Below are 15624 nucleotides of genomic sequence, written 5' to 3' on the forward strand. Positions count from 1 at the left end.
TGTTCGTACAATCAGGCTGGCATACAAAAATAAAGGGTATTGCCAATAGCAAGTAGATATTTTATTGACTTTATCATTGAAAGGTATAGTAATCCTTTATGAAGTTTAATTAAAATTCATGTACACATTATTAAAAAATACATGACAAAAGTAAATTGGTTAAAAAATTAGTAAAAGACATTCTTTCAAAGAGGACACTGCAAAACACTTACATTTTTTAGAAGATACGCCCTTCGGGGCGTTTTTTTGTTAAAATAAAGATATATCATTCTGTATTGGGGTTAATGCACTGTTACTAAATCATAATCAATTAAGTCTTTCTTTTCACTCAGAACTATACTCTTTTGTTCCTGAAGATCATCTGTTAAAACGAATTCATGAATTAGTGGATTTTTCTTTTATTGATGAATTAGTTCAAGAATCTTATTGTGTGTATTACGGAAGACCAGCTAATGAGCCAGAGCTGCTGTTCCGTCTCTCCTTTTTCTTCAATTTTTGTACAATTTATCAGATGAGAGAGTGATTGAGGATTCCCAATACAATTTAGCATATAAGTGGTTCTTAGGTTTAAATCCAGAAGATACCTTACCAGATTCTTCTCAGCTTAGTCGATTCCGTGTACATAGACTTGGAGCTAATCTAATTGAAAAGGTATTAGTCCATATTGTTAAGCAATGCGTGGAAAAAGGATTAATAAAGTCAAACACCCTCATTATCGATTCAACACATACTATCGCAAACGCAGCCAAGGATAAGCCTTTAGATGTTTTAAAAAAAGCTGCTAATCGACTATTAAAAGGGGTAAAGAAACAGTATTCCAATCTTTATAAAAGGCTTCCTAAGTTTCCACAATTAGATGGTATTGATGAAGAAAAAGCGAAACAACTTTTGCAATATTTGGTGGAGCTAAAGGATGTGTTGGAGGACAAACTCCCAGATGCCGAAGGCAGCTTGCTTGAGAAGATAACCGTCATAAAGCAAATTATTGAAGATGAGAGACTATTACTAATAAAGGAATTTCCTCTGCAGTAGACCCTGATGCACGTTTTGGGAGAAAGTCTAAGTCTAGAACTTTTTACGGATATAAAAACCTCATGTAACCTCAGAAATGAAGATGATGGGAAACAGCTTCAAACGTTAGTGAACAAGACGATTGAACAAAAAATAACCATTGATGAAGTACTCGCAGATACTGCTTATTCTGGTAAAGGAAATCTTAGCTTTCTCCAAACTTAAGAGATTAAAGCTTCTATACCAAAAAACATATATAATATTTCGACAATAAAAATGGGATTAAACTCAACTTACTAGTTTAATCCCAAGATAAAAAGGTTTATTTTTTTATTTAGATTGACAACTCAATAATAAAAATCATCGTTAATAGTCCCATGACAAAAGAAAAGGTTGCCGATCGTTCGTTTCCATCTCCATGGCTTTCAGGAATTAACTCTTTATACACAACAAAAAGCATGGCTCCGGCTGCAAATGCTAGTCCATATGGTACGATATTAAGGAATAGGTCAGTTAAATGGATTCCAAGAAAAGCTGATACAAACTCAATAGCTCCTGTAAAAGCAGTATATAAAAAAGCTTGTACTTTAGGAATACGATTAGAAACTAAAAATAAGCATACAAGAAATCCTTCCGGTATATTTTGAAGTCCAATTGAAAAGGAAACAAGGGATCCTAAACCCTCATATTTACTAGCATAGCTGACTCCTACTGACAGTCCCTCTGGTATATTATGTATAGCCATAGCAGCTATTAATAGAAGTGGCCTTGCTTGTCCAGAACCATGGGTTGAATGGTCAACTTCTTCATGTGGTAAGATAATTTCTAATATGGTAAGCATAGCTGTCCCGAGTAAAATCCCTAAAGTTAATACGAACATGTTTGAAAGCTTTAAGGTAGAAGGAATTAATGCATAGGTAGATGCTGCAACCATAATCCCTGCACTATATGCCAATAAATTATCCTTAACGCGGTGCGATACATTGTTTAATAACAAAGCAGGCACCGCTCCAACCGCAGTACATAATGCACTCATAATTATTCCTAAATTGGTCCCCACATAAAACCACCTTTAATCATTTTTTATTGCATTATATGTACAACCACTGTAAAAAAGACAGGTTTCAATTAACCTAAAATCATAGACGATTAGCCTTACTTCCTACAGAAGTAAGGCTAATCGTCTTTCGTTGTAACAATATTCAAAAGCATATTGTTGTTTTTAATGAACCATATGCGTGAAGATGTGCTCCCCTTTTGTGTTTTGACAAGTATCTACTTACTCCATTTTTACTTCCAGGCGTAGTGTCAGGAAAATGCGAATTTACTACGTTAAGGAAAATCGAATATTAATAAGCCCAATTCCTCTATATTATAATAGAGAAATTGGGCTCCTTTTCGTTACTCCATTAAAGCGCCCGATTGTGGAAGAACTTAATTTATAATAATTAGTATCATTACGGGTGCATATTAAATTCACCTTTTTGTTACATAATCAAGTGTTATCGGTAGTTATAAAAAATGATTATAATATGTTGAATTTTCGAAATATTATATAGATCTTAACTAAGAAAATATTGCTTTATGTGTCTTGCAACTTCAATTGGATTATGTTCATTACAAGGAGAAAGATGATGTAATTTTGGGAGCATTAATGTTTGTATTTTTGGAATTGTTCGACTTAATATTCGAATCATTTGGTGCACTGTTTCTGAACTTTTTTCTCCAGAAACTAATAATATATTTGCATTAATGATTTGATAATTGTTGTAAGTGCCTTCTAAGCGTTTTACTTCCCTATGCTCACATAAATTTGCTGGTAATAATTCTTTTATTTTAATCCAATGATCTCCACGTATTACCATACGTAAGATAAGTTTTGCGTACCAGTTTGGCATTCTTGTTAAAGGACTATGGCCTGCACCCTTTACAAAACTAGTAAATGCTTCTCTAAAATCTTTTTGGTTCATGGCCTTTTCATATTTTAATATCCAGTCCCACTCTGTTGGTAATGAACCTATAGAAACTCCAGGTTCATACAGAGCTATTTTGGTAAAAGATTGAAACGTACGTGCAGTTTCTAAAGCTACGAGTCCACCATAACTGTGTCCAAATACATAAATTGCACCTGTTACTTTTTGTAGCGCTTGAATATCTTCGCATTCCTTGTTAATAGAATACTCACTTCCCTGAGGTCCACTCATCCCTCGTCCTCTTCGATCAATGATGTGGACTGTAAATGAATCCGATAGTTCTTGGGCAAGCTTGCTAAGGTCCCTCGAATCATTTAATGCACCATGGATTAGAATAAGACTGGGTCCTTGACCGATACTTTGATAACTAATAACTGTACCATCTTGTGATGTAAGTGTTGATTGAGTGAATGTATCTACTGGGTATGTACTTTTTAAAATGTTTGACATATATAGTTTCACTCCTCTGTATACAAGGTTAGATTGAATTTATTATTGCTTACCTTACAATAGATTCGTATCAGTTAAAGAGTATTCCTCTTTATATATTCCATACAAAACTAGTTAACAATAATCGCACATTTTAGGATGTAGGAAAAACGTGAATCCCTTGGCACACAAAAAATTAGCGTTTTTTTGTTTTAGTCGTTTATTCAGGATTTTATAGAACTTCGATAAATCAACGATTTCGCACTCTCAAGTACACCTGATGGCTGTAAAAAAAATGGGGTTTATTATGACCTCTTATTCCATTATCTGGCCCTTTAATGGAATAACATGACTGGCGTTTTTAAACACCTTTATTGTAAATGTAACAACTTTATTTGTAATGAAACATCTCTATTGTCATCCAACAAGGAGTCCTGCCGACAAAACGCGGATATCGTATGTTAGACATTTTTCAGAAGATAAAACCCTGATTTTTTTTACGCTAGGAGTACCTCCAACATTTTGACGTGCAACTCACACTAATTACTAAATGGAAAAAAAAAGCTGATTTCTCGTACGCTAAGGGAAATCAGCTTTTTTTATATATCTTTATTCACGGAAACGGGGATCAGCCAGAGCAATAGCAGTAACCTACAATACTCAAGTACAAGAGTATTATAAAATTGAATATTGCCATGACTCAGTGCCTCTAATGCCAAAGTTGAGAGCCACAAGTGCCAGTAGGACAGCCACCAATAAAAAAGGGTTCTGCAATTGATTGTCACTTTACATGGAGCCTCTACGGGCATGGATTCTCAGCCAAAAAGCCAGCATTCATAAGGCTGGCTAAGCCAACAAGGCTATCATGCCCGCCTCTCCATGTAAAGTGCACGTCTGGTCCGTCAACGTATCATAGGGTGGCTCTCGTCATGGCAGAGGTGACACTTTTGCATGGCTGTATACAAAAATAGGTATACCCGACTTCCCGCTATCTTTAAAAGCAACATTAGCCCTTTTCATTGACCTTTTTTTCCTTCCGCTGTGTTCGAATAATCATAGGACCAGTTTTGTTGTCATTTTTGATATTTTGCACATACTTTACCAGATAACTTTCCGTGATCCGGTCCGGTACATACCCTAAACGGGCCCGAATGATGTTTTCCACAACAAACGCCTTTTTTGTGAAATACAAATAATCCCGGACTGATTCCTTTTCAGCTTCTTTAAAATCATTGCTTTCTTCACCAGCACGGCGAAACACATGCATATGATGATACATGTCATTGCGCTCTTTCCGTATCAATTTAAGCAAATATAACAGCTCAAAGGTAGATAATGTCATGATTTCCGGTGTTGTCTTATCAATATAAGCATCCAAAACAAAATCACGAAATCGAACGTCTAAGCGTTCGTGATTCTCTTTTACAATCCTGATATCAATATTCATGCAACAAAAATCAGGTAAAGATAACTAAAGGAGGTTAATAAGAGGTTTGGTAATATGCTTTCACTATAAATAGAGGAGCATATTACGATAGAACAGTTAAGGCAGAACGTATTGCCCACTAACAACAAGCGATTTTTCATAATCCCTTTTTAATTCCTCTACTTAGTTGCGTCAATTTAATACAAATGGAAAAAAGTCCACTCTCGTCGAAGTGGACCTTCACTACCTGTTGTAATCTTATGAAAAGTTCTACTATAAACGTTTCGCCCCTAAATAACGTGGGCTCCAATATGGATTATTTAAGCTGGAAATTTCTACCCCTCTGGAAGAACCTGCGGAAATGAATTTACCATCTCCCAGATAAATTCCCATATGAGAAGGACCCGGCGCGTACGTTTCAAAGAATACAAAGTCTCCTGCCTGCGGTACAGCTACGGATGACCCTTTTGCCCAGTACCCAGACGTGGTTAGACGGGGAAACGGCTTTTGCTTGTTGATTACATAGTAGATGAAGCCACTGCAATCAAATCCGCTTGGCGATGTTCCTCCCCAGACATAAGGTGTGCCAATCAGTGACTTCGCAGTTGAAATCAGTCTATTTACATCAAGTGAAGAAGATGACGATGTTGCCGGTGCTGAAACTTGTGCTGGTACAGGTGATGGTGTAGAGGTTGTCGCCCCTGCCACCGCGGTCAATTTCAATGTTTGGCCTGGGTAAATAATATCACTTGATAGATTGTTAGCGGCTTTTAATTGGGAAACCGATGTGGAGAAGTTATTTGCAATTAACCAAAGGCTATCCCCGCTTTTGACTATGTATGTTCCAGATGAAGCTTTTGGAGCAGAGCCTGTCCCTGATTCTGGAATTGTCACTGTTTGTCCTACATAAATAATGTCATTATTTAAACCATTTACTTGTTTAATATTCGAAACTGAAGTGCCGTATTGGCGTGAGAAACCCCATAGTGTGTCGCCTTTTTTAACTTGGACGCTAGCTGCTTCTGCAGATTGAGAAAATAATGCAGCTCCTAATGCGATCGTTACAGCTAGTGTTGAAACTTGCTTTATCATTTTTATGATTAACCTCCTGATTGTTAAAAACTGAACTTGTTTTATTGTAAATAATTTTTTGATAGATTTCTAGACCAATAGAGGAAAGACATGGAAATGTAAAGGTTCAGTTTAGTCAAAATAATTAGATAGAATTAAAAGACATTGTAAAATATCTTAACTTGATCAAAAATGATTCTTTAATAATCCCCCATTTGAGGTAGATTGCAGAAAAATACGTTGAATCAGTCCGTAGTACTGCTACCCGAGGTAAGTTCTGTATAATCTAGAGCTTTAAAGTGCTTAATTAACAGTTAAAGAGATGTGCGAAAAAACAATAAAAGCCTTGCCAACTATATCGGATTCTTTGTGCCCGGGAATAGTACAATAAAATTTGTAATTTCCTTCTTTTCAATTTTAATAGCAACAACACTTATTTCTTCGCATAATTTACATGCAATTGGAAACTTCCTTTACTATTCTGGTGATTGTGAGTTGTTCTTCATTATTTAATGTCCTCAATGGAAGACCTATTAATAAAAAACTGGTAGTCTATATGACTATCTTGCTGAATAAAGTTTATTCATTCCTGGTTACATTATCATAAAATTTGCTCAATATGTAATTATTGTGCGACTTTTTCGCAACTAACCATTTCAGTAAATTTTCTATTGATCTCTTCCGTTATGGAGTAGCGTCAGGAAAGTGCGTATTTACAACGTTAAGAATTTCCATCATAAAAATCCCGACTTATCTATAAAATAAAGAAATAAGTCAGGATTTGTTTTTTTACTAAAGCACCCGTTACTTTAATAACCTTTTAATTTCTTCCCCATTTATTTTCGAAAATAAGATGTTCTAAAGAACGTCTTTTTTCCCAATTAGCTAATTCTAAAATAGGTTTTTCTGGGTAGTCATCAGTGTAACCAATAGATATAAGAGCAATAGGGTCAATATGTGGTGGTATTTCTAAAATATCTCGAATATCATTCTTTTTATAAAAACTTACCCATCCCATCGCCAATCCTTCAGCACAAGATGCTAACCACATATTTTGAATAGCACAGGCTGTTGATAAAATATCTGTTTCAGGAATTGAATTTCGTCCTAATACATGGGAGCCTCCTCTTGTAGGGTCACATGTTACACAAATAGTTATAGGAGCTTCTTTTAAGCCCTCAATTTTCAAATCAAGAAATTTCATTTCTTTTTCCCCATCATAATGGATAGCTAATGCTTGTCTTTCTTTTTCTGCTGCCCAAGCTAATTTTTCTTTAACTTCGTCAGAGGAAATTAAAATAAAGTTCCAAGGTTGCATAAATCCTACTGAAGGTGCATGATGGGCTGCGTTTAATATTTTATGTATCGTGTTTTCGGGGATAGGAGTCGACAAGAAACTTCGAATATCTCTCCTGTTATAAATAACTTTATAAATAGAATCTCTTTCTTCATTAGAAAACATAAGATTTTTCTCCCTTTGCTTTATTAAAAATGCTTATTTTAATATAAATCATTTTTCGCTATCCTGCCCCTTTAGTTTAAGTGAAGTTCTTCACAATCCACCTTAATAAGTATTCTAATTCCTCCTGATCTCTACAATAATATTGCAATATGGTAAACAATACCTCTCCCCGTTAAACCACTATTTCAATACACAAAAAGGCTCTAGGGATCACTCCTTAGAGCCAGTTCTGTAAGAAATATAGAAACTTATTTAACAGCTTCTTTTAATTCCTTGCCTGGTTTAAAAGCTGGAACTTTAGAAGCAGAAATCTGAATTTCTTCACCAGTTTGTGGGTTACGACCTGTTCGAGCTGCACGCTCACGCACTTCAAATGTCCCAAATCCAATCAACTGGATTTTCTCTTCTTTAGCAAGAGTATTAGAAATTGTTTCAAACAATGCATCGACCGCATTCGCAGCATCTTTCTTTGTTAATTCTGTCCGTGTTACAACAGCATTCACTAATTCTGTTTTATTCATATTCAAACACCTCTTCTTTTTATTTTTGAAATTATGTAGGGATAAAAAACATAACATATGTTCTACATCTTTGTCACTTTATAAGATTAGATAAAAGAAAGATAAATTCGTAATTTTTCATGAAGATTAATGGTTAGACTGGCTCTTTAGCGAAATAAGATGTATTTTCCTTAGTCCCTTGTTCACTTATGGCGATTGGTGCTTCCAATCTATTTGCCAACAATATTTATCGGGACCTGATAAATCCGAATGCATCTTCCGTCAAACTAACGATGGTCACCCGTTATATGGTATTTGTAGTCATTGGCTTGGCATTATTATTTGGACTGCTTTTTCCAAGTGCGTTAGTGTGCTAGCCGCTAACGGAAGCGGCGGCGGAATTGGCGGTGTTGTTTGAGGTGGTAGGATAACATATTTTGCACCTTTTACAAACAGATTCAACTAAAAGTAACTCTTTTCGTTGTTATACTAAGCAGCAAATTTAAACAAGGTTTGATTAGTTTATTAAGGGCACCCTATTATTAAGGGTGTCCTTTAATCTTGGCATTTATAGTAATACTGTATTCTCCATTATTCCCGTTAGCCATCCATGCAGCAAAAAATCAGGGCTGCACCACAGAGAATGAAAATGGTTAGGAAGTGTCAATACTGATACTGACCTTAATCCAGTCAACCCTAATCCATAGACTTATTAATTATCGCTCTCCTCTTTTTTTTAACGATTGAGCAGGGTCTTCTTAAGTATTGTCATTTTTCTAATCTTGAAGAAACTTATTTTCATGGTAGTATACCTTGTAGTTTGTAAGCTCCTAATTTCCATTTGTGATTATTCTAAACCTGTATGTGTTACCTTCTTATAGCTGCACCTCGTTTCTTTTATAATTTTTCTCATATAAAAAACTAAATAATAAACACCTTATGACTACCACCAATTAAAACCATCCTCCTGCAGTAGTTGATCCGAAGCACCTGGTCCCATTGAGCATGAAGGATAGGAATAAAGAGGAATAGAATTTTCCTCAAATATATCTAACACTGGCTGTACCCATTTCCACGATAATTCAACTTCTTTCCAATGGGCAAAGAATGTTGAATCACCACGCAAAGCATCGAATAGTAGAAGTTCATACACTTCTGGTACATTTTTCGAGCTAGAAGAAAAATCTACAGTGATAGGTTCAATTTGATTTGTTAATGGATTTTTCATATTTAATTGTAAGGAAACACCTTCATGTGGATTTATTTGGATTATCATAAGATTAGGAACTATTTTTTCCCGCTGTGATTCATAGTGTTCTTTTGAAATTTTTTTAAATTCAATAACAATTCGTGTCGATTTTTCTTGCATTCTTTTCCCCGTTCGGATATAGAATGGTACCCCCTGCCAAAAAGAATCATCAAGCCATAAACGGGCGGCAATAAAAGTATCATTGGTTGAAGAAGTGGCGATTCCAGGTTCATCTATATATCCAACAACCCTAGTCCCTAGAATCTCTCCTGGACCATATTGACCGCGAATAACATTTGTAACGACATCTTCTTTCCGGGGCGGTCGAAGAGATTCCATAATTCTTATCTTCTCACTGCTGATCTCTTTGGGAGTACCTTTTTCTGGTAGGTGCATGGCGGTCATCATCAGTAATTGCAGCAAATGATTTTGAAACATATCCCGAATGGCCCCCGCCTGATCATAATAATCCGCTCTCCCTTCCAAGCCGACTGTTTCACTAGCTGTAATTTGTATATTGGCGACATGTTGGTTGTTCCATAATGTTCGAATTACAGGATTAGCTAACTCTAATGCTTCTAGGTTTTGAACCATTGGCTTACCTAGATAATGATCAATACGATAAATCTCATTTTCTTCAAATCCCTGACTTAATTTTTGATTTAATTCTCGTGCTGATCTTAAATCATGACCAAATGGTTTTTCGATAATAAGCCTCCTCCATCCTTGTGTAGACCCCAAACCACTTTCCTTAATATTCAATGTGATGTCATTAACGAATTCTGGAGCAACGGATAAGTAGAACATGCGGTTTTCAGGGATATCTAACTGCTCTTCACCTCTTTGAATGGTTTCCAGTAACGTTTTATACCCTTCACAATCGGTTACATCGAGAGCCTGATAGCAAAAGGCATGTAAAAATGTATCCATTTTTGAAAGCTCATCACTTGAACGCCTAGAGAATGTTTTGATTGATTCTCTGACATGCGTTTGAAATGTAAAATCAGACCATTGCCTTCTTCCGGATGAGTAAAAATATGATCGCACTGGTGGATGCCCACATTTCTCATGGAGGTAGTTATCATTGCCTGTGTAAATTAGCACTTACATTGTTTTTATGCCTTACTAAAACGTAGAACTACATCCCAAGATGTAGCTTAGAACCTATATCTAATTAAAAACAACAAAACCTTCCATTAAGAAAAATGAGGAAGGTTATTTAGCATGGACATTTTTAGTATATCATGACGTTTTTAAACTTTTTATAGAAGAATGTAAAAGCTATTAGCTGCTTTAGCTCAAATATAAAATAACTACTATAGTTAAATAATTTCGATACCTAATTCCATATACTTGTTTAAATTATGACTTAGAGGACCATCTTCCGTAATTAAGTAATCAAGTTCTGAAACAGGACCAACCAAGTAATTGGAAATTGTATTAAGTTTACTTCTTGTTACCAGGGTTGCGATTTTATTTGAACTTTTAATCATCTGACGTTTAACATGAGACTCTTCTATATGAGGAATGCTGATACCAAAGTCAGGGTGCAAGGAATACACTCCTAAAAAACAAAGATCGGCTCTAATATTTTTAAGCACTTCAATTACATCTAATCCTACAGTTACAAAAGATTCCTTAAAAAAGGTTCCACCCAAAAGGATGATATCTGTATTTGGATGTTTTGATAATGCCAAACTAATAGAGGGACTATTCGTAATAATGGTCCCTTTAAACTCCATTGGAATTTCTTGAGCCAGAAAAAGATTTGTTGTACTTCCATCTATTAAAATAACTTGTCCATCTTTAATAATCTTCACCGATTTTAAGGCTAATTCTTTTTTTGCATCTATATTTTCTTCCGTTCTTTCAGAAAAGGTTAAAGCGCTCGCAGATGCAGGAAATGCCCCGCCGTGTACTCTTTTGAGAAGACCAAATGAATCCATTTCCCTTAAATCTCGTCTAATTGTGTCCTCGGAAACATCCCATTTCATGCTTAATTCTTTAGCAACGACTTTCCCTTCTTTTTCAAGTATTTGTAAAATTTTGCTTTGTCGTTCTTTTCTAAGCATAACATTGATCAGCCTCCGTGTTTTTGCATGTTTTTTCTTATATTATATATTTTTTTCTTAAATTCACCAATTCTAAAAAAAATCCGGCAAAATTTTTCTTGTTTTTTCTTGTTTTTTCTTGTTTATAAAGATAAAATATTCTCAAACACGAAAAAACTAGCTTTAAAATGCAAAAACAAGAAATCATTTGAGGCAAGAAACCTAATACTCACATTTTGTGCTAATTTAAAAATCACACGAAATAAAAGGAGGAAAAAAAGATGAATAATAGTATTGAAACACTTGCTGTAAATACGATTCGCACCTTATCAATTGACGCGATCAATAGTGCTAATTCCGGTCATCCAGGCTTACCTATGGGGGCTGCTCCAATGGCATATGCACTCTGGGCGCATCATCTAAATCATAATTCTGCAAATGCAAAATGGTTTAATCGAGATCGATTTATTCTTTCTGCCGGACACGGGTCTAGCTTGTTGTATAGTTTGCTTCATTTAGCTGGGTACAACGTATCTTTAGAAGATTTAAAAAGTTTTAGAAAGCTTAATAGCAGAACACCTGGTCATCCCGAATTTGGTCACACAGAAGGTGTTGAAGCGACAACTGGGCCTTTAGGGCAAGGAATTGCAAATGCAGTAGGAATGGCGATGGCGGAAGCGCATTTAGCTGCAAAATTCAATCGGGATGGATACCCTGTAATTGACCATTATACATATGCTTTAGTTGGCGATGGAGATTTAATGGAAGGCATCTCTTATGAGGCCATGTCTATGGCCGGCCATATGAAACTAGGAAATTTAATTGCATTATATGACTCAAATGATATTTCTTTGGACGGTGAATTAAACCTTTCATTTTCAGAGGACATTCAAAAACGAACAGAATCTGCTCATTGGCAATATTTACGAGTAGAAGATGGCAATGATGTAGCAGAAATCTCAAAAGCTATTACATTAGCTAAACAAAATACAAACCAACCAACCTTGATCGAAATTAGAACCACTATCGGTTATGGAAGTCCCAAAGTTGCAGGAACAAACAAGGCACATGGAAATCCACTTGAAGCAGAAGAAACTCGTGCAACAAAACAGGTATATGGCTGGCAATATGAAGAGGATTTCTTTGTACCGGAAGAAGTTAAGGCCCATTTTGAAGAGCTAAAACAAAGAGGAATTAGTCAAGAACAACAATGGAATGCATTATTCCAGTCTTACCAAGAGACATATCCTGAATTAGCGAAGGAACTGGAACATGCCATCACGGGAGAAGTTTTAATTAATGTGGAAGACATCCTGACATTTGATACAGGTAAAACAATCTCAACTCGTGTAGCCAGCGGAGAAGCCATAAACCATTTTGTAAAATCAGTTCCTTCTATTTTTGGAGGAAGTGCGGATCTTTCTCATTCCACAATGACAGATATAAAGGAAGACGCAGCATTCGCGGTAGAATCATTTAGCGGACGAAATATCTACTTTGGGGTTCGGGAACACGCAATGGGAGCGGCTGGCAATGGTTTGGCTCTTCATGGCGGGGTAAAGCCATTTGTAAGCACATTCTTTGTTTTCAATGATTATCTCAGACCATCCATTCGTTTGGCAGCCTTGCAAAAGCTTCCAGTCACTTATGTATTTACTCATGATTCGATTGCGGTTGGTGAAGATGGTCCAACTCATGAGCCAATTGAGCAGCTAGCTTCTCTTCGTGCGATCCCAGGGCTAACCGTAATTCGCCCATCAGATGCAAACGAAACTGCAAGTGCTTGGGCTTATGCACTAAAACAAACAGACGGTCCTGTTGCCATGGTGCTGAGCCGTCAAAACCTGCCTGTGTTCCAAGAAACACAAGCCAATTTAGACAACCTTTCACAAGGAGCTTACGTATTAACGCAAACAAATGACCAACCAGAGGTTATCTTGATCTCTACCGGTTCGGAAGTGTCATTAGCCATTAACGCGAAAGCTGAACTTGAAAAGGAAAATGTATCGGTTCGCGTTGTCGCAATGCCAAGCTGGGAACTTTTCGATCGTCAACCGAAAGAGTACAAAGAGCTTGTCTTCCCTGCTTCTATTACGAAGCGTGTGGCACTAGAAATGGGTATCTCTCTTGGATGGGAACGTTATGTAGGATCAGAAGGGAAAGTATTATCTATTGAAACATTCGGTGCTTCAGGAACGGGCGCTGCAGTCATGGAGCTATTTGGATTTACGACAGAAAATGTTGTTCGAACTGCAAAAAGTCTACTGCAATCTTAAAATGGAGGAAATATACGATGAAATTATTTATTGATACTGCAAATCTTGTTGATATTAAAAAGGCATATAAAATTGGCGTTTTATCTGGTGTTACAACCAATCCTTCCCTAGTTGCGAAGGAAGGCGTAAAATTCGAAGACCGCATTGAAGAAATCTGCCAAGTAGTTCCACAAGTAGAGTCTGTTTCCGCTGAAGTAGCTCCAGAAGCCATTACAGCTGATGAAATGATCGCCCAAGCTGAAGAGCTTATTAAAATTAACGGCGGAGATGAGAAAATTACAATCAAGCTTCCTATGACTTTAGCTGGCTTAGAGGCTTGCCGTTATCTTGCTGATAAAGGCGTTAAAACAAATGTCACACTTATCTTTACAGTAAACCAAGCACTATTAGCAGCTCGTGCTGGTGCAACGTATGTATCTCCATTTTTAGGCCGCTTAGATGATATTTCCGAAGACGGTGTCCAATTAGTATCAAAAATAGCTGAATTGTTCCGCATTCATAATTTCGACACACAAATTATTGCAGCATCTGTTCGTCATCCGGATCATGTAACTCGTGTAGCAATGGTAGGTGCACATATTGCAACGATTCCATTTTCAGTCATTGAGCAAATTTCTAAACATCCACTTACTAATCAAGGAATCGAAAAATTTGCTGCTGATTGGGAAAATACTCTTAAAAACTAAGTTAAATAAAAACCACGACAGGAGAAATTCATCCCTATCGTGGTTTTAATTCCTAATTTGTTATTTAAGATTTTCAATTGCCGCTCTTTCAATTGCAAGTCCGTTGGTATAACGTTTCATAAATTGCTCAAAGCCCTCTACATATCTTGGTCCGTCTCCCTTACGAATATGCATAAAGAAGAATAGCTGAATGGCAAATTGCAAAATAGCTGCAATCAAGATATGCTAAAAGTTTTAATTCAATGGTTCATGAGATTAACAGTTTCATCCGGACTCATGTCGACTTGAGATTCGATAAGGTATCGTATGGAGCGCCTAATTTTGCGAAAATATTTATCATAGATTAGTTTATACATAATTATCTCTAACTGCTTTATTTAAAAGGCCTATGCTGCGGTCTAAATCTTCTTTAACTTGCTTCTTATACCGTCTAGCTTCATCCTTATTGGCGATTTCATATACCTTAAGCTCTTGGCGCTTTGACCCCTCTTTTATAATGCGAGACCTTGTGATGATTCCATCATCCAGCAGTTCGTGTAATCCTTTGTAAACTTCAGAATGGTTGGGCTTATAATTAAAATATTTAAATGTTTCATAAAAATCATCCAACATCTCTTGGCCGTATGGTCTCCCCTGCTCGATCCACGAGAGCAAATACAGCTTCACAAACGCACGCTGCTTGATTAAAAAGTTATCTCGGTTGCGTGATTTTACCTCTTTTTCCTTTATTATATTATCCTTCAAAACAAACCCTCCTTGCTGACCGTTTGGTGGTGTTACTTGAATTATAAACTATACGTTGTCCGGGCGTGTATATAATAGTAGATGTGAATTTAGCACATATTGAAATTAGAAAATTTTTTTGCAGCCACAAGTTGTTCTAGAGCTATAATTTCAATTTGTCACGAATTATCCGTGTATTTATTGGAGTTATTTTCTTATTCTTAAAAAATTAGAAAAAAACATCGTAATCTTACATTCTTCGACCTTTTTTCTCTTTTCCATTGTTAATCAAACGTTTGTTTAGTTCCGGTATGAATCCTTGCTTATAAAGGAATATTTCATCCTAGCATGTAAAAAGATTGTCACGCGATTTTTGTAGTTTTCTTCTTAATTCTCAAAAATTAGAAAAAACATCGTAATCTTACATTCTTCGACCTTTTTTCCTTTTCCTTTGTTAATCAAACGTTTGTTTAGTTTTGGTATGATCCCTTACTTATAAAGGACTTTTCCATCCTTGAAGCAAAAAAATTGTCGAGATTGGGATACGTTTAAGTAACCTTTTGTAGTTAATACAGATATCAAACTTCAAAGTCCAATTTAATAAAATTCCAAATTCGATATGTATATTTTTCAGAGTCTTATTCATACAGATAGTCTCGATTTAATAAGGTAGAATGTTTTATGTTTGAACTATTCGGAAGTAAACCACGGAGAAGAATAGGAAGATAGGAAGATTTCTTGATTCACGAGGAATAAACCAAGGATGC

At 36.0% G+C, this 15624-nt stretch carries 13 protein-coding genes and 2 pseudogenes; 5 read left to right on the plus strand and 10 right to left on the minus strand.

From position 1 onward, the window contains the following. Positions 1–489 precede the first annotated feature (489 nt). Both QF028_RS24215 and QF028_RS24220 read left to right on the plus strand, forming a co-directional pair. Positions 490–1032, plus strand: a pseudogene (locus tag QF028_RS24215) (transposase); the annotation flags it as partial. Between the two features lie 6 nt (positions 1033–1038). Next, positions 1039–1236 carry a hypothetical protein gene (locus QF028_RS24220; RefSeq protein ID WP_429469684.1) on the plus strand — a complete coding sequence of 66 codons (198 nt, stop codon included), beginning with the start codon at positions 1039–1041 and terminating at the stop codon, positions 1234–1236. Positions 1237–1345: 109 nt separating this feature from the next. On the opposite strand, the gene QF028_RS24225 is transcribed toward QF028_RS24220, so the two are convergent. The 6 genes from QF028_RS24225 to QF028_RS24250 all read right to left on the minus strand — a co-directional run bounded on the left by QF028_RS24225 (position 1346) and on the right by QF028_RS24250 (position 7893). Beyond that, on the minus strand, positions 1346–2047 hold the full coding sequence (locus QF028_RS24225) for a ZIP family metal transporter (RefSeq protein ID WP_429472507.1): 702 nt from the start codon (positions 2045–2047) through the stop codon (positions 1346–1348). Between the two features lie 526 nt (positions 2048–2573). Next, a complete protein-coding gene (locus QF028_RS24230; RefSeq protein ID WP_429469686.1) occupies positions 2574–3434 on the minus strand; it encodes an alpha/beta fold hydrolase in 861 nt (286 codons plus the stop codon). A 985-nt stretch (positions 3435–4419) separates the two neighbouring features. Next, positions 4420–4860: a hypothetical protein gene (locus QF028_RS24235; RefSeq protein WP_429469688.1), complete on the minus strand. Its 441-nt coding sequence runs from the start codon at positions 4858–4860 to the stop codon at positions 4420–4422. 252 nt (positions 4861–5112) lie between these two features. Further along, positions 5113–5931 (minus strand): LysM peptidoglycan-binding domain-containing protein, encoded by an 819-nt coding sequence (locus QF028_RS24240; RefSeq protein WP_429469690.1) that lies wholly within the window; start codon positions 5929–5931, stop codon positions 5113–5115. A gap of 799 nt (positions 5932–6730) precedes the next feature. After that, positions 6731–7372 carry a 5,6-dimethylbenzimidazole synthase gene (gene bluB, locus QF028_RS24245; RefSeq protein ID WP_429469692.1) on the minus strand — a complete coding sequence of 214 codons (642 nt, stop codon included), beginning with the start codon at positions 7370–7372 and terminating at the stop codon, positions 6731–6733. Between the two features lie 248 nt (positions 7373–7620). Further along, positions 7621–7893 (minus strand): HU family DNA-binding protein, encoded by a 273-nt coding sequence (locus QF028_RS24250; protein WP_429469694.1) that lies wholly within the window; start codon positions 7891–7893, stop codon positions 7621–7623. A gap of 167 nt (positions 7894–8060) precedes the next feature. On the opposite strand from QF028_RS24250, the pseudogene QF028_RS24255 reads away from it, so the two are divergent. Beyond that, a pseudogene (locus tag QF028_RS24255) lies at positions 8061–8243 on the plus strand (sodium:solute symporter family protein); the annotation flags it as partial. A 572-nt stretch (positions 8244–8815) separates the two neighbouring features. On the opposite strand, the gene zwf reads toward QF028_RS24255, so the two are convergent. Then, positions 8816–10168: a glucose-6-phosphate dehydrogenase gene (gene zwf, locus QF028_RS24260; protein ID WP_429469696.1), complete on the minus strand. Its 1353-nt coding sequence runs from the start codon at positions 10166–10168 to the stop codon at positions 8816–8818. Positions 10169–10443: 275 nt separating this feature from the next. Further along, a complete protein-coding gene (locus QF028_RS24265; protein WP_429469698.1) occupies positions 10444–11193 on the minus strand; it encodes a DeoR/GlpR family DNA-binding transcription regulator in 750 nt (249 codons plus the stop codon). Between the two features lie 260 nt (positions 11194–11453). On the opposite strand from QF028_RS24265, the gene tkt reads away from it, so the two are divergent. Further along, complete coding sequence (gene tkt, locus QF028_RS24270) at positions 11454–13448, plus strand: transketolase (RefSeq protein ID WP_429469700.1); 1995 nt, start codon at positions 11454–11456, stop codon at positions 13446–13448. A gap of 17 nt (positions 13449–13465) precedes the next feature. Further along, on the plus strand, positions 13466–14134 hold the full coding sequence (gene fsa, locus QF028_RS24275; RefSeq protein ID WP_429469702.1) for a fructose-6-phosphate aldolase: 669 nt from the start codon (positions 13466–13468) through the stop codon (positions 14132–14134). Positions 14135–14194: 60 nt separating this feature from the next. On the opposite strand, the gene QF028_RS24280 is transcribed toward fsa, so the two are convergent. Both QF028_RS24280 and QF028_RS24285 read right to left on the minus strand, forming a co-directional pair. Beyond that, positions 14195–14338 carry a hypothetical protein gene (locus tag QF028_RS24280; RefSeq protein ID WP_429469704.1) on the minus strand — a complete coding sequence of 48 codons (144 nt, stop codon included), beginning with the start codon at positions 14336–14338 and terminating at the stop codon, positions 14195–14197. A 144-nt stretch (positions 14339–14482) separates the two neighbouring features. After that, on the minus strand, positions 14483–14878 hold the full coding sequence (locus QF028_RS24285) for a helix-turn-helix transcriptional regulator (RefSeq protein ID WP_251027066.1): 396 nt from the start codon (positions 14876–14878) through the stop codon (positions 14483–14485). Positions 14879–15624: the final 746 nt, after the last annotated feature.

Source organism: Neobacillus sp. B4I6 (genome assembly GCF_050434045.1).
Classification (GTDB): Bacteria; Bacillota; Bacilli; order Bacillales; family Cytobacillaceae; genus Neobacillus.

What these genes read in the sequence shown, in the direction of transcription:
- fsa (WP_429469702.1), top strand. Translation starts at nt 13,466, where the DNA reads ATGAAATTATTTATTGATACTGCAAATCTTGTTGATATTAAAAAGGCA.
- QF028_RS24250 (WP_429469694.1), bottom strand. Translation starts at nt 7,893, where the DNA reads ATGAATAAAACAGAATTAGTGAATGCTGTTGTAACACGGACAGAATTA.
- bluB (WP_429469692.1), bottom strand. Translation starts at nt 7,372, where the DNA reads ATGTTTTCTAATGAAGAAAGAGATTCTATTTATAAAGTTATTTATAAC.
- QF028_RS24265 (WP_429469698.1), bottom strand. Translation starts at nt 11,193, where the DNA reads ATGCTTAGAAAAGAACGACAAAGCAAAATTTTACAAATACTTGAAAAA.
- QF028_RS24235 (WP_429469688.1), bottom strand. Translation starts at nt 4,860, where the DNA reads ATGAATATTGATATCAGGATTGTAAAAGAGAATCACGAACGCTTAGAC.
- tkt (WP_429469700.1), top strand. Translation starts at nt 11,454, where the DNA reads ATGAATAATAGTATTGAAACACTTGCTGTAAATACGATTCGCACCTTA.
- QF028_RS24230 (WP_429469686.1), bottom strand. Translation starts at nt 3,434, where the DNA reads ATGTCAAACATTTTAAAAAGTACATACCCAGTAGATACATTCACTCAA.
- QF028_RS24240 (WP_429469690.1), bottom strand. Translation starts at nt 5,931, where the DNA reads ATGATAAAGCAAGTTTCAACACTAGCTGTAACGATCGCATTAGGAGCT.
- QF028_RS24220 (WP_429469684.1), top strand. Translation starts at nt 1,039, where the DNA reads ATGCACGTTTTGGGAGAAAGTCTAAGTCTAGAACTTTTTACGGATATA.
- QF028_RS24225 (WP_429472507.1), bottom strand. Translation starts at nt 2,047, where the DNA reads ATGAGTGCATTATGTACTGCGGTTGGAGCGGTGCCTGCTTTGTTATTA.